General features: G+C 35.0%; 16 protein-coding genes and 1 pseudogene. 8 read left to right on the top strand and 9 right to left on the bottom strand.

Going from position 1 to position 15,859, the window contains the following annotated elements:
* Positions 1-8 precede the first annotated feature (8 nt).
* The 5 genes and pseudogenes from HYG87_RS05490 to HYG87_RS05470 form a co-directional block, all read right to left on the bottom strand.
* Positions 9-956, bottom strand: a complete 948-nt coding sequence (locus HYG87_RS05490) for a metal-dependent hydrolase (RefSeq protein WP_211532212.1) — start codon at positions 954-956, stop codon at positions 9-11.
* A 60-nt stretch (positions 957-1,016) separates the two neighbouring features.
* Entirely contained in the window at positions 1,017-1,667 is a 651-nt protein-coding gene (locus HYG87_RS05485) for a potassium channel family protein (protein ID WP_211532211.1), read from the bottom strand.
* 9 nt (positions 1,668-1,676) lie between these two features.
* Positions 1,677-2,075, bottom strand: a pseudogene (locus tag HYG87_RS05480) (potassium channel family protein); the annotation flags it as partial.
* Positions 2,076-2,188: 113 nt separating this feature from the next.
* Positions 2,189-3,619: a TrkH family potassium uptake protein gene (locus HYG87_RS05475; protein WP_211532209.1), complete on the bottom strand. Its 1,431-nt coding sequence runs from the start codon at positions 3,617-3,619 to the stop codon at positions 2,189-2,191.
* A gap of 286 nt (positions 3,620-3,905) precedes the next feature.
* Entirely contained in the window at positions 3,906-4,127 is a 222-nt protein-coding gene (locus HYG87_RS05470; RefSeq protein ID WP_211534228.1) for a TRAM domain-containing protein, read from the bottom strand.
* Between the two features lie 359 nt (positions 4,128-4,486).
* Between HYG87_RS05470 and HYG87_RS05465 the strand changes: the two genes are divergently transcribed.
* From HYG87_RS05465 to fhcD, 3 genes are all read left to right on the top strand, one after another.
* Positions 4,487-4,969, top strand: a complete 483-nt coding sequence (locus tag HYG87_RS05465; RefSeq protein ID WP_211532208.1) for a metallophosphoesterase — start codon at positions 4,487-4,489, stop codon at positions 4,967-4,969.
* Between the two features lie 146 nt (positions 4,970-5,115).
* A complete protein-coding gene (locus HYG87_RS05460; RefSeq protein WP_211532207.1) occupies positions 5,116-6,210 on the top strand; it encodes a sensor histidine kinase in 1,095 nt (364 codons plus the stop codon).
* A gap of 276 nt (positions 6,211-6,486) precedes the next feature.
* Positions 6,487-7,380, top strand: coding sequence for a formylmethanofuran--tetrahydromethanopterin N-formyltransferase (fhcD, locus tag HYG87_RS05455; protein WP_211532206.1), 894 nt, complete (start codon positions 6,487-6,489; stop codon positions 7,378-7,380).
* 51 nt (positions 7,381-7,431) lie between these two features.
* Here fhcD and HYG87_RS05450 read toward each other — a convergent pair whose 3' ends face one another.
* A complete protein-coding gene (locus tag HYG87_RS05450) occupies positions 7,432-9,375 on the bottom strand; it encodes a 3H domain-containing protein (RefSeq protein WP_211532205.1) in 1,944 nt (647 codons plus the stop codon).
* A gap of 96 nt (positions 9,376-9,471) precedes the next feature.
* Between HYG87_RS05450 and HYG87_RS05445 the strand changes: the two genes are divergently transcribed.
* Entirely contained in the window at positions 9,472-10,977 is a 1,506-nt protein-coding gene (locus HYG87_RS05445; RefSeq protein ID WP_211532204.1) for an NAD(P)H-hydrate dehydratase, read from the top strand.
* A 21-nt stretch (positions 10,978-10,998) separates the two neighbouring features.
* Here the strand turns inward: HYG87_RS05445 and HYG87_RS05440 are convergent, their stop codons facing one another.
* Together HYG87_RS05440 and HYG87_RS05435 are read right to left on the bottom strand one after the other, a co-directional pair.
* Complete coding sequence (locus tag HYG87_RS05440; RefSeq protein WP_211532203.1) at positions 10,999-11,268, bottom strand: pro-sigmaK processing inhibitor BofA family protein; 270 nt, start codon at positions 11,266-11,268, stop codon at positions 10,999-11,001.
* Between the two features lie 64 nt (positions 11,269-11,332).
* Complete coding sequence (locus HYG87_RS05435; RefSeq protein ID WP_211532202.1) at positions 11,333-12,511, bottom strand: argininosuccinate synthase; 1,179 nt, start codon at positions 12,509-12,511, stop codon at positions 11,333-11,335.
* A gap of 365 nt (positions 12,512-12,876) precedes the next feature.
* Here HYG87_RS05435 and HYG87_RS05430 point away from each other — a divergent pair, with 365 nt between their 5' ends.
* Positions 12,877-13,623, top strand: a complete 747-nt coding sequence (locus HYG87_RS05430) for a succinylglutamate desuccinylase/aspartoacylase domain-containing protein (RefSeq protein ID WP_211532201.1) — start codon at positions 12,877-12,879, stop codon at positions 13,621-13,623.
* 118 nt (positions 13,624-13,741) lie between these two features.
* Positions 13,742-14,419, top strand: coding sequence for a metal-dependent hydrolase (locus tag HYG87_RS05425; protein WP_211532200.1), 678 nt, complete (start codon positions 13,742-13,744; stop codon positions 14,417-14,419).
* Positions 14,420-14,491: 72 nt separating this feature from the next.
* On the opposite strand, the gene HYG87_RS05420 is transcribed toward HYG87_RS05425, so the two are convergent.
* Positions 14,492-14,887, bottom strand: a complete 396-nt coding sequence (locus HYG87_RS05420; protein WP_211532199.1) for a hypothetical protein — start codon at positions 14,885-14,887, stop codon at positions 14,492-14,494.
* A gap of 329 nt (positions 14,888-15,216) precedes the next feature.
* On the opposite strand from HYG87_RS05420, the gene HYG87_RS05415 reads away from it, so the two are divergent.
* A complete protein-coding gene (locus HYG87_RS05415; protein WP_211532198.1) occupies positions 15,217-15,528 on the top strand; it encodes a monovalent cation/H+ antiporter subunit E in 312 nt (103 codons plus the stop codon).
* Between the two features lie 72 nt (positions 15,529-15,600).
* Positions 15,601-15,858 carry a monovalent cation/H+ antiporter complex subunit F gene (locus HYG87_RS05410; protein WP_211532197.1) on the top strand — a complete coding sequence of 86 codons (258 nt, stop codon included), beginning with the start codon at positions 15,601-15,603 and terminating at the stop codon, positions 15,856-15,858.
* Position 15,859 lies beyond the last annotated feature (1 nt).

The following is a 15,859-nucleotide window of genomic DNA, read 5'->3' as shown; positions in this document are numbered from 1 at the left end:
AAAATTTTCTAGTTTTTAATATAAACTGTTAAATTATTGCGGGTGGCGTAACTGCCTACAATATCAAAATAAGTTAATTTCCATTGACCATTCTCATAAGATGCCTCAATGCAAGTATAAAACGATCTCCATTTAAAGTTTTCCACAACACTTAGCTCATCTGCTTTTTTAATTGCTGTTATGGCGGAAGTATATGTTCCATTTTTTATGGTAAGTGCACTGTAATTGCCCTGGAATATTTTCTCTCCACGTCTGCCCTGATATTCATAAAGAGCATATCTTTGATTATCACTACTTCTTAAAACTACGTTCCAGGTAAACATGTCACTGGTAGGGTAAGCAGCAATATAAGCAAAATTTCCTTCAATTTCTGATTCAAAACTATTTAGTGCATTATTTTTTTCCCCGGCCCGGATTCCGCCCATAGAAATTAATAAAACCATAAACAATATCATGGCCCCTTTCTTATAACGCGGGTCAATTTTAAAGTAAAGGCATCCCAACACTACTAAAGCCGCCAGGGTGGCAATTGCATCAGTATAATAATACAACTCTCCACTAAAACGGGTCAGACTAAAGGGATAAAAAAGAGGTATACCTCCTGTTGTTAGAAAATCAAGCAACAAATGAATTAAAACACCAAAATAAGCTATTAATATTGTTTTATATGTAAAGGTGAGATTCAAATCACGTTTAATCATCCTGCCAATGGTTTTTTGTACCGGGACCCGGGTTATAATAAACAAAAATATCACGGCAGATACAAATCCAAAAACAAAAGAGTGGGTAATTCCCCGGTGGGTGAATACAAAAAGCTGGGGAAACAATATTCCCACAAAAATTATAAAAAAATCAAAGTCAACGGATATTCCACCAAAGGCTCCTTCCAGTTTATATCTGCTTTTTAAAAAAAAGAGCAGGATAAAGGGAACAATAAAATGGGTAAATAAATCCATAGTTAATAGAATGATAAGTCTAATATATATAATCTGCTTTTTAGAATGCAGAAACAAATATTAACTGGTGAAGATTTTGGTCACTGCTTTTACAGCATCTATTTTTACCAGTACTGATACCTTGGTATTTTCTTCCAGAATCATACTGGAATGAGGTATGATTATTTCTCCATTATTATAAATGGCCACAATCAGATAGTCTTCGGTGGGGCTGATATCTCCCACGCTTTTACCTATAATCTTCTTATTTTTAACAGTCATATCCAGTATTTCGGCATTTCCATGCCCCATGACTATCAAATCAGCAACTTTAGGTCGGGTAATTAGTTTTTCCAGATATCCAGCAGCTGCGCGTTCTGGGGAAATAACATCGTCAATACCCACCTTTCTAAATGCTTCTTCATGGTCAGGGTTACTTACCCTGGCTATAATTTTAGAAAGATTGTATTCGCGTACCAGTATGCAGGATAAGAGGTTTGCTTCATCATTTCCTGTAGCTGCCACAAATACGTCTGCGGTTTTTATATTGGCTTCTTCTAATGTCTTGGTATCAGTTCCATTACCACATATTACCAGGGCATCCAGCTCCACTGCAGCATTACCGCATAAAGACTCATCATTTTCAATAAGGGTCACATCATGACCATCAGATATTAAAAGATTGGCCAGGGTTAATCCCACCCGACCGCCTCCCATTATAACAATATACATTCATACACCTTTTTTAATTAGCTTTTCTAAATCTAATGCTGCCGCATGTTCTGGATAAATAACCTCTTTAATTCCCTTTACTTTTCGGAATGCTTCTTCATGCTCCGGGTTGCTGGCACGGACTATGATTTTAGGGATTTTGTATTCGCGTACCAGTATGCAGGATAAGAGGTTTGCTTCATCATTTCTAGTAGCGGCTATGAATACGTCTGCGGTTTTTATATTGGCTTCTTCCAAGGTATGGGGATCAGTTCCATCACCACATATTACCAGACTATCCACTTCTAATGCTGCATTTTCACAGGTAGTTTTATCCTTTTCAATAAGGGTCACATCATGACCATCGGCTGTTAAGAGCTTGGCCAGGTTTAAACCCAGGCCTCCTGCACCTATTATAACCACATACATTTATGCACCTATTTTTAAGAATTAATGGGTTTTAAGGTAATTGGCTAAGGATGTAATATATTTTAATAGGTGAAATTCTTTGAATATTCCCCTTAATAAGCTTTTCTCAAATTTCAATTTCTCTTGAAAACTTCTAAAAATGCTCTAAATAGAACCATAACTGGAATAATCTCTAAACGGCCCAGCCACATATTGAACATTAAAAATATCTTGGGAATAACAGGCATTTCTGCTGTAGTTATGCCCATACTAAGTCCCACATTTCCCTGGGCTGAAACTACCTCAAATAAGGAATTCAGAGTATCATAACCATAACTGGAAAGCAAAAGCCAGCTAATAAAAATGAATATGAAATAAATGGAGGTATAAGCACTGGCTTCCCTAATTTCCACATCACTTACGGATTTCCCAGAAATCTTCCGGGGAATCACTGATCCTTCGGGAGTCACTATTCGCATAATTTCCCAGTAAATTCCTTTAAATATGGTAACTAATCGGATAAGCTTTATGGCACCGGTGGTGGAACCAGCAGCACCTCCAATAATCATGGCCATAATTATAATGATTTTGACATAACCTGCCCAACCTTGCATCTCAGCCAGGGTTTGTATGTTGGATCCAGTACAGGTAAGAGCAGAAACAACATGGAAAACAGAATCTATAGGTAATAAATATCTATTTATTATAATAAGTGCCGAAAAAAGGATAATGATTATTAACATAGCTCTAAATTGTATGTCTTTAAAAACACGGGTTAATTTTCCTTTAAATACTTTGTAATGTACTAAGAAACTGGTACCGCCCACTATCATTAAAAAAATAGTAATGTAGTATATTAAATCACTACCATAGGATCCAATATTATCATTCTTGATGGACATTCCACCGGTGGATAAATTGGTCATGGTGTTATTAATGGCATCAAATAAGGGCATACCTGCCAGACCATAGAGCACCACTCCCAAAACGGTATAGAATAGGTAAATCCACCATATGGTTTTCACTGTGTTGCTGATACTGGGTTTGATTCTTTCTTCACGGGCTTCAGATTTATAAAGACGGGATGCTGCAGTTCCTGGGCGGATTAATATACCTATTACTACGATAACCACTCCTAATCCACCAATCCACTGTTCCAAACTCCTTAAAAATAGAACAGATTTGGGTAAAATCTCTACATCAGAGAAAATGGTCAGACCACTACCTGTCCAGGCAGATATGCTCTCAAAATAGGCATTAACAAAATCAATATCAATTAAAAGCATAAGGACCATACTACCAATAAGGGCTGCCCATAGCCAGGCTAATCCGGCCACCATCATACCGTGTTTAAGTCTTACTGGCCCGGAACCAGAAATAAATTTTTTAAGAAGGGTTCCTATGGTTATGGAAATGGCAGAGGGAATCAAAAAACCAATATAATTTCCTTCACCATATATTAAAGCTACAAATATGGGTAGCAATACTACAAAACCAATGGCTTGCATTATTATGCCTAAATGTTCCAGGATAACTTTTAAATCTCTTTTTCCAACATATCTCATTAATACCGTATAAAAGATAATCAGCTATACATAAATATTTTGGCTTTTGAGAGGAAGAGGTAATATTAGTTTAATTGAAGTTTAAAGTATCTTATAATCTTTTTTTAATCTTAATCTTTAGAATAATTCTCAATTATTTAAAAAATATCTTATTTTTATCCTGTAACAACAAAAAAATCATTTAAAGCATATATTAAAAAATACAATTTTAAGTTTTAGGTTAGCATATTTAAAAAAATAATAATTATTAAAGAAAATCTAATTCAACGATTTTCCAGAATTTTAATTATTCAATTATTTCTGCAAATCCAAACTTCTCCCGGACGGCATTTACTTTAATTTTTACCTCATCACCTACACCAGCGCCAGGTACAAATATTACAAAACCTTCTACCCTGGCGATCCCATCGCCACTTCGACCAAGATCCTCTATTTTTACATCAAACTCGTCCCCAATATTAATAGGGGCTGAATTACTTTCTTTTCTATCGTAATCATTTTCAAACAAACCATCACGTCCTAAAGTCAAAATGACATAAAAGCAGAGCTTTTAAGCCAATATAACTAAAGTGTATGTGCCAGAGCCTCAGGGGGCATGTTTCAGGATATCCTGAATAATCCTGATTTAATTGGCACATAAATTTAAGTTGAATAATTTTCATATATAAAATTAACTCAATTAGCAAAGCTTTTAAAGAGTTCTTTGCCTGAAGCCAGTTTATTTATCAACTTTCTTTGAAATATTTCTTTAGACATTTTTCAAATCTTTTAAGATAGCAACTACTAAATAAATATAAACAGCTAAGAAAATTTAAGGAACCAGATTTTATAAAGTTTTTAGAATAATTAGTATTTGGAGGTTATAGGATGATAGGTATCCTTTCAGACTCTCATGACCATCTGACCGCCATAAAAAAGGCTGTAAAGATATTCAATAAAAATCAAGTAGAGCTGGTAATTCATGCAGGTGATTTGATTTCACCTTTTACTGCCGGTGAATTTTTAAAACTTCATGCTCCTCTGGAGGCTATTTATGGAAATAATGATGGGGAAAGAGATGGCCTTAAAACAGCTTTTTCAGATTTATGTATATTGGAGGATTTTAAGGATATTTCCTATGGAAAACGAAGAATTGCAGTAATACATGGCCATCTGCCTCCTCTGGTGGACTCCTTAGTCCATTGCGGAAAGTATGATATTGTAATCAGGGGTCACACACATCAATTTGAGATTTCTAATGGTAAAACCATGCTTATAAATCCTGGAGAATGCTGTGGGTATCTAACTGGGAAAAAATCCCTGGTCTTAATTGATCCCCATGACCTTAGCTATGAAATGGTGGAATTTTAATTCATAATAATAAAATAGATATTATTTATTGTTGAAAAATAAAATAATATTAGATAGAGTAGTGAAATGCTAGAAAAATATCATTTCCATCTGCACCTATTATCCTTTTTTTTTAGGTAATTGAGCGCTTATCTAGAGGAATTTAAATGCAGGAAGATTATTATTCAGAAGTCAATCATTCTATTTTTAATAATTTGCCCCAAAAAGAGCGATTATTAAAATTAGATGAAATTCGTGAGGAAATTAGAAATTCGCCCTCGATACTAAATACTATTCTGGATCAAATACCCTCTCCCCTTTATATTTATGATTTTAAAGGAAACCTTATCGATTGTAATAATTCTTTTGAAGAACTTTTAGGTTATAAAAAGGAAGATTTACTGGGTAAAAATTGGTTGGGACTGAAGATAATGCCCCTTATACAAAGATCCCGGGCAAAGATTATTTTGGGAAAGAATGTGCAGGGTCTTTCCAGTGGCCCGGATGAATATGAATTCATTACCCGGAAAGGTAAATTAGTTCATGTGGAGGTAAAAACTTCTGTATTGAATACAGATAATTATAAATTGATTTTGGCATCGGTTAATGATTATGAGAGACATATAGCTCGTGAAAATGTTCTCAAAAGTAAACATGAATCAACAGAAGAGTTGATTGGAGTAATTTATCGTCAGATAGAAAAGAATTTACAGATTGTAAGCAGTTTGATGAATCTCCAAAAATCTTACATGGAAAATAATAAAGATGCAGAACTCCTACAGGATACACATAATCGGGTAAAATCTATTCGCAAGGCTTATGAAAAATTACATCACTCCCATAAGTTAACCAGTATCAATTTTTCAGAATATGTTAAAAGTATAATTTCAGGTCTACTCAGCACTTACTATCCTGAACCTGGCAACATAGCTCTGAATTTAGAATTAGATGATGTTTTAATGGAAATGGATACTGCTATCCCTCTGGGAATGATTATAAGTGAATTGGTATCCAATAGTTTCCGCCATGCATTTATGCCCCAGGTACCCGGGGAAATTAAAGTAATTTTTCAGGATATTCCTGAAAAATACGTACTTAAAGTGTCAGACAATGGCAAAGGTTTTCCTAAAGGTTCAAAATTTGATGATATTCAATCTTTAGGCCTGCAGCTGGTTAAAAGCCTGGTAAACCAAATGGATGCCACTATGCACAGCAATGTTTCTTCAGGAACCAATATTTTAATTGAAGTTCCCAGAAAATAAATACATACTAACTATTTATAGAATAATATTACTTTAGAGTTTAACCATCTACGCCCTCCGGGCTTAAATTTTTTAACTTTTTTTAATTTAGAATAGGTTCTATAACTTTAAATTGGTTAATTTAAGCCTTAAAGCCGGTTTTAATCATTAAATATAATATTTAAATTACATTAATGCCTTTTTAGATTATCTATTTTTTCAGGAGCTTATTAGATGCTGAATTAAATCGAAAACTATATAAAAATACTTGGCCTACTTATGATTCGGTGATAATAAATGGAAATAAATGGTGTGGAAATTGAAGATACTTTTGCAGAAGCTTTTGGAATACAGGTTTCTCGTGTACTGGTAACGGCAGCAACTAAAAAACTGGCTAAAATAGCAGCAACTGAAGCTACAGGTTACGGAACCTCTGTTATTGGTTGTCCGGCTGAAGCAGGTATAGATGGCTATGTTCCTCCACAGGATACTCCTGATGGTAGGCCGGGATACACTATAATGATTTGTAATCCCACCCAGAAAAAATTGGACCACGAACTTCTAGAAAGAATTGGTATGGGAATTTTAACCGCTCCTACCACCGCAGTTTTCGATGCACTTGACGATGCTGATGAAAAATTAAAAATAGGATTCAAACTCAAATTCTTTGGGGACGGATTTGAAAAAGAGGTGGAAGTAGGGGGAAGAATGGTAAATTCAATTCCTATCATGTCTGGGGATTTCCTGATTGACAGCGAATTTGGAATCAAAAAGGGTGTAGCTGGCGGAAATTTCTTTATATTGGGAGATAGTCCTGCTTCTGCATTAATAGCAGCTGAAACAGCTGTAGATGCTATAATGTCAGTTGAAGGAACAATAACTCCTTTCCCGGGAGGTATGGTTGCTTCTGGATCTAAAGTTGGCTCCAACAAGTACAAGTTTTTAAATGCATCCACCAATGAAAAGATGTGTGTAACTCTAAAAGATGAAGTAGAAGACACTGAAATTCCAGCAGATGTTAATGGTATTTATGAAATAGTTATTGATGGTGTAAATGAAGAAGCTGTTAAAGAAGCAATGAAAGAAGGAATAAAAGCAGCCTGTACAGTTACAGGAATCAAAAAAATCAGTGCCGGTAATTATGGCGGCAGCCTGGGTGCCTATCAGATAAAATTACAGGAATTATTTTAATATTTAATTCCTTTTTCTTCTTTTAATTTTAAAATATAATCTGGGATATTTCTATTTTTCTATACAGAATTTTTTAACATTCTCCTTTTCAACAATACTCCACTTTTCATCCTCAGTTAAATTAACTCCGAGCAATACTCCTTTTTTATATAATTTATCCTCTATTTGTTTAATTTTTTTCTCCTCAGGCGCAGCTATGGTATGAGAATGAATATGACGTGATATTTCATACAGGGCAGTTAAAGATCTTTTAGCATCTTCCTTTTCCAGTTCTTTTTCACAATTTTCCAGGTCTTTTTTGGTTTTAATATTTAAATTCCGGGTAACCACCTGCCTTACTCCGGGTAAATAATGCTTGGAATCCAGTATACGGCCTCCCATTTCAATAATTATCCTCTTATCATCTATTTCCCCTACCTGGTGTTTAACCAGCATCTCCACCACCCGACCAGATCTTTGTATTATCTCCTTTATTTCCGCTTTAGATAAATTAACTCCTAATAGAAATCCGCTTTTTTCAAGATCTTTTTCTATTCGGGATAAAGTTTTAGTATCTGGGCCAGATACCCGGTGTGAATGTATTCCTACTCCGGATAATGTATAAATTCTATCCAGGGCATCTTTACGAGAGGCATTTTTCTTCAAGTTATCTAAAAAATGACTTACATCACCCATATCTGAGGAATCTATTTTACGCTGCAATGGTTCTCCAAAACCTGGCAGGTAATATTCTATATCTTCCAGCTTACCTCCTGCCTTGAATATTATCTCTGCTTCCTGGGCGATATCATCTACGCCATGATTTTCCACAATCAGCATTTCTGGTTTAATAACCACTTCCACCAGGCGACCATATTTTTTGGCAATTTTTTTTATTTCCTGATCCTCTAAATTAACTCCTAAAAGCAAGCCTTCTTTATCCAGTTCATTTACTACTTTTTCCAGGCTTTTTTTATCTGGCCCTGAAATCCAGTGGGAATGAATACCACTCACAGATTCATATATCTTTTCCAGGGAATTTTTACGATTAACATCCTGTTTCAAACTATCCATAAACCTGTTTAGTTGTTCTATTTGGGATACACCTATTTTTCTGGATAGGGGAGCTTTAAATTCAGGTAAATGATATTCAATGTCTTCCAGGGTACAACCATATTTTAGAATGATTTTAGCTTCTTTTTCAATGCTTCCCACATCATGCTTAACTGTGATTTTCATCATGGTGGGTTCAATTGCTGCAAAATAAATGTCTTCTCCTCCGCTTATCTCGGGAGAAATAACCCTGTCTGCCCCTGATTTGTAAAGACGTTTTATATTTTCTTTTTTACTGGCACGGGTTACGATCCATATTTCTGATTGTATTTCACGGGAAGCCAGGGTAATGAATAGATTATTCACATCGTCTCCGGTGGTGATAATTACTCCTTTAGCCCTTTCAATTCCAGCATACCTCATTACATTCTCATCAGTGGCATCTCCAGGTATGGCCAGAATATCAGGATCTTCCCATAACTCTTTTTCCACCAGTTGCCTGCTTTTTTCAACAATAATCACTTTTTGATTTCGCTCTTTTAATTCTTCAAAAACTGCAGCCCCTACTCGACCATAACCACATAATACAAAATGATTCTCTGTAGATGACAGCATTTTCCTAATTTTTGAACCAGAAGCTATTTCCTGAAAGGTCATGGTTACCACCGATACACTCAAACTGAAAACATAAGCAATAAGCCCCACCCCCCCTATGGCCAGTGTCAATGAAAAAAATTTTTGAAAAGCTCCTACAGGAGTTATATCTCCATATCCTACTGTGGCCACAGTGATTATGGTAAAATAAAGGGCATTAATGGGATCCAATTTCATTATTAATATGGACCCGATCCAACCATAAAATATAAGTCCTATTAAGGCCAGCATTGCATAATAAAATATGGATAAAGGAGCTTCAGTTAAATTTTTAGAAGGAGGAAGTTTTGGAATGGGGGAAGGGGCCATTAAAACACCTGCAGTGATGCGATTAATATTTTGGAGAGTATTTACTTTTTAGTTATAATTAAATATCTTGTACTGTAATTTATAACTAGTGATAGTATGAATCCGCTGGACATGATGGTCACCGACCTTAATGCAGAATACATGGGACTTTCCAGATTATCTTTAATGGAAAATGCAGGCAGCTGTCTGGCCCGTCACATATCCTCTATTGCAGGGACCATAAATCCCTCACCAAAAAGGGTAATTATTTTTACAGGTTCTGGAGGCAATGGGGGTGATGGTCTGGTTGCGGGGCGCCACCTCTTAAATTATGGGTATGAGGTAGAAATTTTTTTATTAAATCATCCCTGTAATTTCAGGTCTTCACAAAGCCAATCTAACTACATAATACTGGAAAATATGTCGGTATATGCTCCTGGTTTAAAAATCAATTATATTAATGATTCAAAGGAGTTAGATGAGTTTATTATAAAAGATATTGATAATTCAGTGGTTGTGGATTCTATTCTGGGCACGGGAATTGAAGGAAAACTTAGAGAACCTTCTCGCTCAGCCATCAAATTAATTAATCGAATGCCAGGTATTAAAATAGCTGTTGATATTCCCAGTGGATTAAATACTTTAAATGGAAAAATAGAAGATCTGGCAGTAAAAGCAAACTACACCATTACTTTTCATAAAGTTAAAACCGGTTTGGATTTAAATTCAGAATATACGGGCAAAATCAGGATATGTGATATTGGAATACCGGAACAGGCAGAATTATTTTTAGGCAAAGGAGATCTTTTACGCATAAAAAAAAGAAATCCAGATGCTCATAAAGGGGCAAATGGTAGAATTATGGTTTTAGGAGGGAGCAAAGATTATACTGGTGCTCCTGCATTAGCTGGGCTTTCTGCTTTAAATACAGGGGCGGACCTGGTATATGTGCTGTGTCCAGAAAGTGCTGCTTTACCTTTAAAATCCTACTCTCCTGATTTGATAGTAAGAGGCCTGGAAGGGGAGGTTATTCATGAGGGGATGGTGGATGATATCCTGGAAATGGCCCATAAGGTAGATTGCGTTTTAATGGGATGTGGTGCTTCTCAGGATAAACAAACCGGAAAAACATTTAATTACATTCTGGAAAAAATGGATAAACCCCTGGTACTGGATGCGGATGCTTTAAAACTCGTGAAAAAGGACATAGTTAAAAACTATGAAGATCTGATTGTAACTCCTCATTCATCCGAGTTTAATGCATTTTTCAGAGAAGAGGTTGATTTCAATTCAACACTGGAAGAAAAAATAAAGGCTTTAAAAAATATTACCCCCACCATTAAAGGGACGGTACTGTTAAAAGGGAGAGTGGATGTGATTATGCAGCAGGACCACTTTAGATTAAACAAAACAGGAAGCCCTGGAATGACTGTGGGTGGAACAGGAGACTGCCTGGCAGGAGTAGTGGCAAATTTAAGGGCTCAGGGCATTTCTATTTTTGATGCAGGATGTTTAGGAGCATTTATTAATGGGAGAGCTGGTGAAATAGCTGAAAAAAAATACGGGCCAAATTTTACTGCTGCAATGATGATCCCGCTTTTAGCTGAAGCCATGCAGTACTGATATTTTACTCATTTTAATTAATTAAAAAAATCCTAAAACCTGGGCAAATATCAAAAGACCCACTCCCATTATACCTCCAAAACCAGCCACCGCAATGGTGAGAATGTTAAGGGGGATATTGATAAAGGGCAACAGGTTCGCTAAAAAAAGCACGGCAAAACCCATTAACATATTGAATACTATTCCAATAACTGTTTTTCCAATTTTAAAGAGTACTTTTATTCCAACTATCCCTAAAAGAACCAGAAATAGCCCAATAACCAGAAGATTTATGAATGATAAGATGTCCATTTTTTTTCTCACACAAACTTTTGTTATATTTTATAAGATTACTTAAAAAAAGAAAGGGATTTTCTTATTTTTTAAATAATTTCTGGTATATGGCAGCTTGCATGGCATAATTCTTGACCATACCTGTCATTTCTCGCTGATCAAGTGTTTTATCTTCAAAAGACACGGTTTCTTGATTGTAAAGACTATTCGGTGATTTCCGTCCCACCACACGTAAACTTCCTTTATGCAGCTTTAAGCGAACAATTCCACTTACCCTTTGCTGCATGTGGCTTAATAGATGATCCAGATCTTCTCGTAATGGTTCATGCCACATACCATCATAAATTAATTCGGAATAAGTATTGCTAACAATTTCTGCAAATTTAAGTTCATTTCTGGTTAGAGTCATCTGTTCCAGGGCTTTATGTGCAGCTAAAATTAAGAAAGCACCAGGTGTTTCATATATTTCGCGGCTTTTAAGCCCTATTATCCTATCTTCAATTATATCCACTCTACCAATACCATGCATCCCTGCAAGATCATTACATTTGCCCACTAAATCCAGGGGATTTAATTTATCTCCATTTATGGCAATAGGAACACCATTTTGAAATTCCATTTCTATGGTCTGACTCTTTTCAGGGGCATCTGCACTGGATCGGGTCCAGCTGAATGCATCTTCCGGAGGTTCAACCATAGGGTCTTCTAATATGTCCCCTTCAATTGCCCTTCCCCATAAATTTTCATCTATACTGTACAATTTGTCTGAAGGTAGAGGTATACCGCAGGAACGGGCATAATCCATTTCCTCAGTCCGGGTTAAATTCAAGTCCCTTATTGGGGCGATTATCTTACAATCAGATAAAGAACGTATAATGGCCTCAAATCGGAATTGATCGTTTCCTTTACCGGTGCATCCATGGGCAATAGCATCTGCACCTTCTGCATGGGCTAGTTCCACAATTTTCATGGCAATAAGGGGCCTTGCCAGGGCTGTACTCAAGGGGTACCCTTCATATAATGCATTTGCTTTAATAGCAGGAAATATAAAATCCGAAGCAAATTCCTCTCGGGCATCAATGGTATGATGTTTATAATTTCCAATATCCATGGCTACAGCTGCTGGCCTTTCAATTTCTTCCCGGGGTTGCCCTACATCCACACAAGCAGTCACCACTTCCATGTTGTATTTTTCTTCAAGTAATTTAATACAAACTGAAGTATCAAGACCACCGCTGAATGCCAGAACCACTTTATCCATTTTATCACCTAATTGAGTTTTATTCAATAAATTTTAGAGTTATAATAACTTATCTATCTAATCAAATTCATTTAAAAATATCCCTATGAACTAACTGATTTATAAGTTTTTTAGTTAAATGTGATTAAAATATGGTATGGATTGGGAAATAGTAGCTCTGGTTAAAGAAAATCAAATAGAAAATTTATTTAATTAATTTATTAAAATAGATATAGTACTAAATTCAGCCAGTTTATATATAAATAGATATTAAATTTCCACGTACTAACTAATAAATCATTATAATATACATCTTTAGAAGTTATAAGCAGTTTTAATGGATTCTATTCTTCAAAAAGGCTTCAGTGACAGCTCAGGGTATTTAAATGAATTTTAAAGACAATGATATCATTTCAGGTGGAAAAATTTCTATATTATCTCCCCATTCAGGAGGCAATATTCAGGATAATCCCTACCTGAAAAAGAATATTTTTTCAGATAATGGTTTTGATTTGATTATTAAATCCGCCCAAATGGGCACCCCTCTTGTTGAATTAGGCAAAGGCAGACCCAAGGTAATGGTAGTAGCAGGAGTACATGGAAACGAACTTCCACCTCAAATAGCAGCCTTAAATCTCATGGAACATATTAAAAACATGTCATTATGGGGTACAGTCTATTTAATACCATTTGCTGCACCAGGGGCTACCATGGAAAATACAAGATGGTTTAAAGGATCAGACCTAAATAGAGCCTCTTCCAGTGAGGGATCCATAACCAATATGATCTTAAAATTTATTCAAATGCTTAATTTGGATGCAGTGGCGGACTTTCACTCCACTAAACCTAAAAGCAATCCTGGAAGGGAAAGTGTTTTTTGTACAAAAAAACCCTGCATAAACAGTTATAATATTGCCCAATACATTACAAAAAAAACTTCTTCTGAATTGATTTGCTATGATGAAGCAGGATCCATGTACAAGGGAGCCCTGGAAGATGAATGTAACCTGAGGAATATACCCTCGGTAACATGTGAAGTGGTTTCCGAAAATGGAAAAATTAATCCGGGAAGCATAGAACGCTCTTTTTTACAAATGAAGATGTTTTTAAAACATTTCAAAATCCTGCGTTAAATCGAATAATCTATTTCATCAAACTTTATATGATGGAAGGGAATATACAAAATTTTTAGCCTAATATATGGGCCTGGTAATGAACTAAATATAACATCACTTCACCTGGTAGATAACAATGCCATCTTATAAAAAACACGCAATATTTGCACTGATATTCACATTACCCTTTTTTTTTAACATTTTTTCTCTTGCTCTAGCTGTAATAGGTGCATCTTTACCTGACTTTGATCATGATCTTAAGAAAAAAAATATTTCTATTTTATTTATAACCGGATTTCTGCTGACGGTGATAACCTATCTTTTGGCCTTACCCTACACCATAGGCATTATCTTAATGGACATGGCCTTGATTTTTTATCTATCCCGACACAGAGGTTTCACTCACTCTCTTATGGGGATAATTATTTTATCTCTTTTTTTAACCATTCTGGTGATTTCCACTTACTTTTTTATGAGTACCTGGGGCCTGGATAAAGAGGTTATTTTCGCTTTAATCGTTTTATTTTTAGGAGTTTTAGCAGTTAACAAGCGTATAATAATTCCTTTTTTATTTATATCTCTTTTAGGAATTTTTTTAATACCTCTGCCGGCTTATAATTTTTTGAATCTGTATAATGTATTTGGGCCTATATTTTTAGGTTTCTTAAGCCATAGTATACTGGACATGTTCAATCCCAGCGGAGTGGAGTTTTTAAGACCATTTGTGGCCAATAAGTTTAAAAAACCATTAGGATTATTCTTCATAGTTGTCTGGATATTATTGTCCTTTTATTCTTTATCCCGGCTATTTTAATAAAGTAAAATATAAAAAAAATTTGAAATATGTTGATCAATTCTTATTTTATATAAATAAGATATCAACTACTTAACTTTCTCTTAGCAATGATTCCAGGGTTTCTTTTTTGATGTAATTTCTAACCAGTATGAGTGCTATAATGCTTAAAACTACTAATACTACGTCCAGAGAACTTTCACTTGCCAGGAGTATTTTCCTAACCATGGCAAATATTAAAAGCTCAATTACATTAACAAAACTGTGTTTTACAAGAGTAAGTGCTATTTCAAGCCCAATTATAAATAATAAAGCACTTTGCAGGAATTGGTTGGTTAACTGGAATATCAAATCATTGGTAATAGCATCAGCCAACACAATACTGGATAAAAGAGTATAGATGGATATGGAAAACAGTATACAGGTTACAATGATTATTAAAATTGAAATAAATTTTTCAGCAAGATCTAGGAGTTTTTTCAATTCCATTTAAATTCGACCCTGTAGTGCTTTATCATGAATTCTACATAAAACTATAATTAATCATTTATTACGATAATTGTATTTATTGTAGATTTTATTTATTTTTTATTTAATCAGCCTATTCTTTTTACAATAATATGAGGCTTTTTTTAAAAGTTTAAAATAATATAGAATTCCAACCCACTTAAAATTATTTCGTTATCTTTATATATCATGTTTTATAATGATGGATTATATTGGCATGTACTATTTTGGAAAGTGCATTGTACATATATTTCCATGATTCATGTTAATTCTAATATTAATCACCTATTAAGTAAAGGAGATTGCTAACCATGTTCCTCATGAGAATTTTCTTTGGTATCGCTTATTTCGTTGTTTTAATCTTTGAAATATTCAAAGCCACTATGGATGTTGCCTTAAGGACCTTAAACGGTAATATAGATCCGGTTGTGGTGGAGATAGAAACGGTATTAAAAAGGCCGGTTTCTCAGACTATTCTGGCTAATAGTATTACCCTTACACCTGGAACACTTTCTATTGACCTGGATTCAGATCGCCAGGTAATTAAGGTGGCCTCAATTGTCCCACGAAAAAAAGAAGATATAATTCCATTTGAATCTTATATCAAAGGCATGCTGGAATAATAAACTAATTTAAGGTATTATACTCCATCAGAATAAAGTAAAACTAACAAAAACCACAGGAAGGGAAATATTATGGATATTTTATTAATTTCAGAATATATTCTTCTGGCTTCACTGGCCCTTTTTGCGCTGGCATCTATCAGGATTGCCACCAGAAAAACCATTGCTATGGGAATGGTGGGTATTTCTGGTTTAAGCATTGCAGTGGCCACTATTTTGATATTGGTTCAGAATATTTATGGATTGGGATTCAGTAGAGATATAGCTTATGCACTGGTAATACTGGGCCCGGTAGGTACAATTGCCTTTGCCAGGGTTCTTCGGGGATGAT

Source organism: Methanobacterium alkalithermotolerans (genome assembly GCF_018141185.1).
Taxonomy (GTDB): domain Archaea; phylum Methanobacteriota; class Methanobacteria; order Methanobacteriales; family Methanobacteriaceae; genus Methanobacterium_F; species Methanobacterium_F alkalithermotolerans.
The sequence above is the reverse complement of the archived record's forward strand: the minus strand, read 5'-3'. Positions and strand labels throughout refer to the sequence as shown.

Coding starts and splice junctions, on each gene's coding strand:
- HYG87_RS05490 (WP_211532212.1), bottom strand. CDS start 956: ATGGATTTATTTACCCATTTTATTGTTCCCTTTATCCTGCTCTTTTTT.
- HYG87_RS05485 (WP_211532211.1), bottom strand. CDS start 1,667: ATGTATATTGTTATAATGGGAGGCGGTCGGGTGGGATTAACCCTGGCC.
- HYG87_RS05475 (WP_211532209.1), bottom strand. CDS start 3,619: ATGAGATATGTTGGAAAAAGAGATTTAAAAGTTATCCTGGAACATTTA.
- HYG87_RS05465 (WP_211532208.1), top strand. CDS start 4,487: ATGATAGGTATCCTTTCAGACTCTCATGACCATCTGACCGCCATAAAA.
- HYG87_RS05460 (WP_211532207.1), top strand. CDS start 5,116: ATGCAGGAAGATTATTATTCAGAAGTCAATCATTCTATTTTTAATAAT.
- fhcD (WP_211532206.1), top strand. CDS start 6,487: ATGGAAATAAATGGTGTGGAAATTGAAGATACTTTTGCAGAAGCTTTT.
- HYG87_RS05450 (WP_211532205.1), bottom strand. CDS start 9,375: ATGGCCCCTTCCCCCATTCCAAAACTTCCTCCTTCTAAAAATTTAACT.
- HYG87_RS05445 (WP_211532204.1), top strand. CDS start 9,472: ATGAATCCGCTGGACATGATGGTCACCGACCTTAATGCAGAATACATG.
- HYG87_RS05440 (WP_211532203.1), bottom strand. CDS start 11,268: ATGGACATCTTATCATTCATAAATCTTCTGGTTATTGGGCTATTTCTG.
- HYG87_RS05435 (WP_211532202.1), bottom strand. CDS start 12,511: ATGGATAAAGTGGTTCTGGCATTCAGCGGTGGTCTTGATACTTCAGTT.
- HYG87_RS05430 (WP_211532201.1), top strand. CDS start 12,877: ATGAATTTTAAAGACAATGATATCATTTCAGGTGGAAAAATTTCTATA.
- HYG87_RS05425 (WP_211532200.1), top strand. CDS start 13,742: ATGCCATCTTATAAAAAACACGCAATATTTGCACTGATATTCACATTA.
- HYG87_RS05420 (WP_211532199.1), bottom strand. CDS start 14,887: ATGGAATTGAAAAAACTCCTAGATCTTGCTGAAAAATTTATTTCAATT.
- HYG87_RS05415 (WP_211532198.1), top strand. CDS start 15,217: ATGTTCCTCATGAGAATTTTCTTTGGTATCGCTTATTTCGTTGTTTTA.
- HYG87_RS05410 (WP_211532197.1), top strand. CDS start 15,601: ATGGATATTTTATTAATTTCAGAATATATTCTTCTGGCTTCACTGGCC.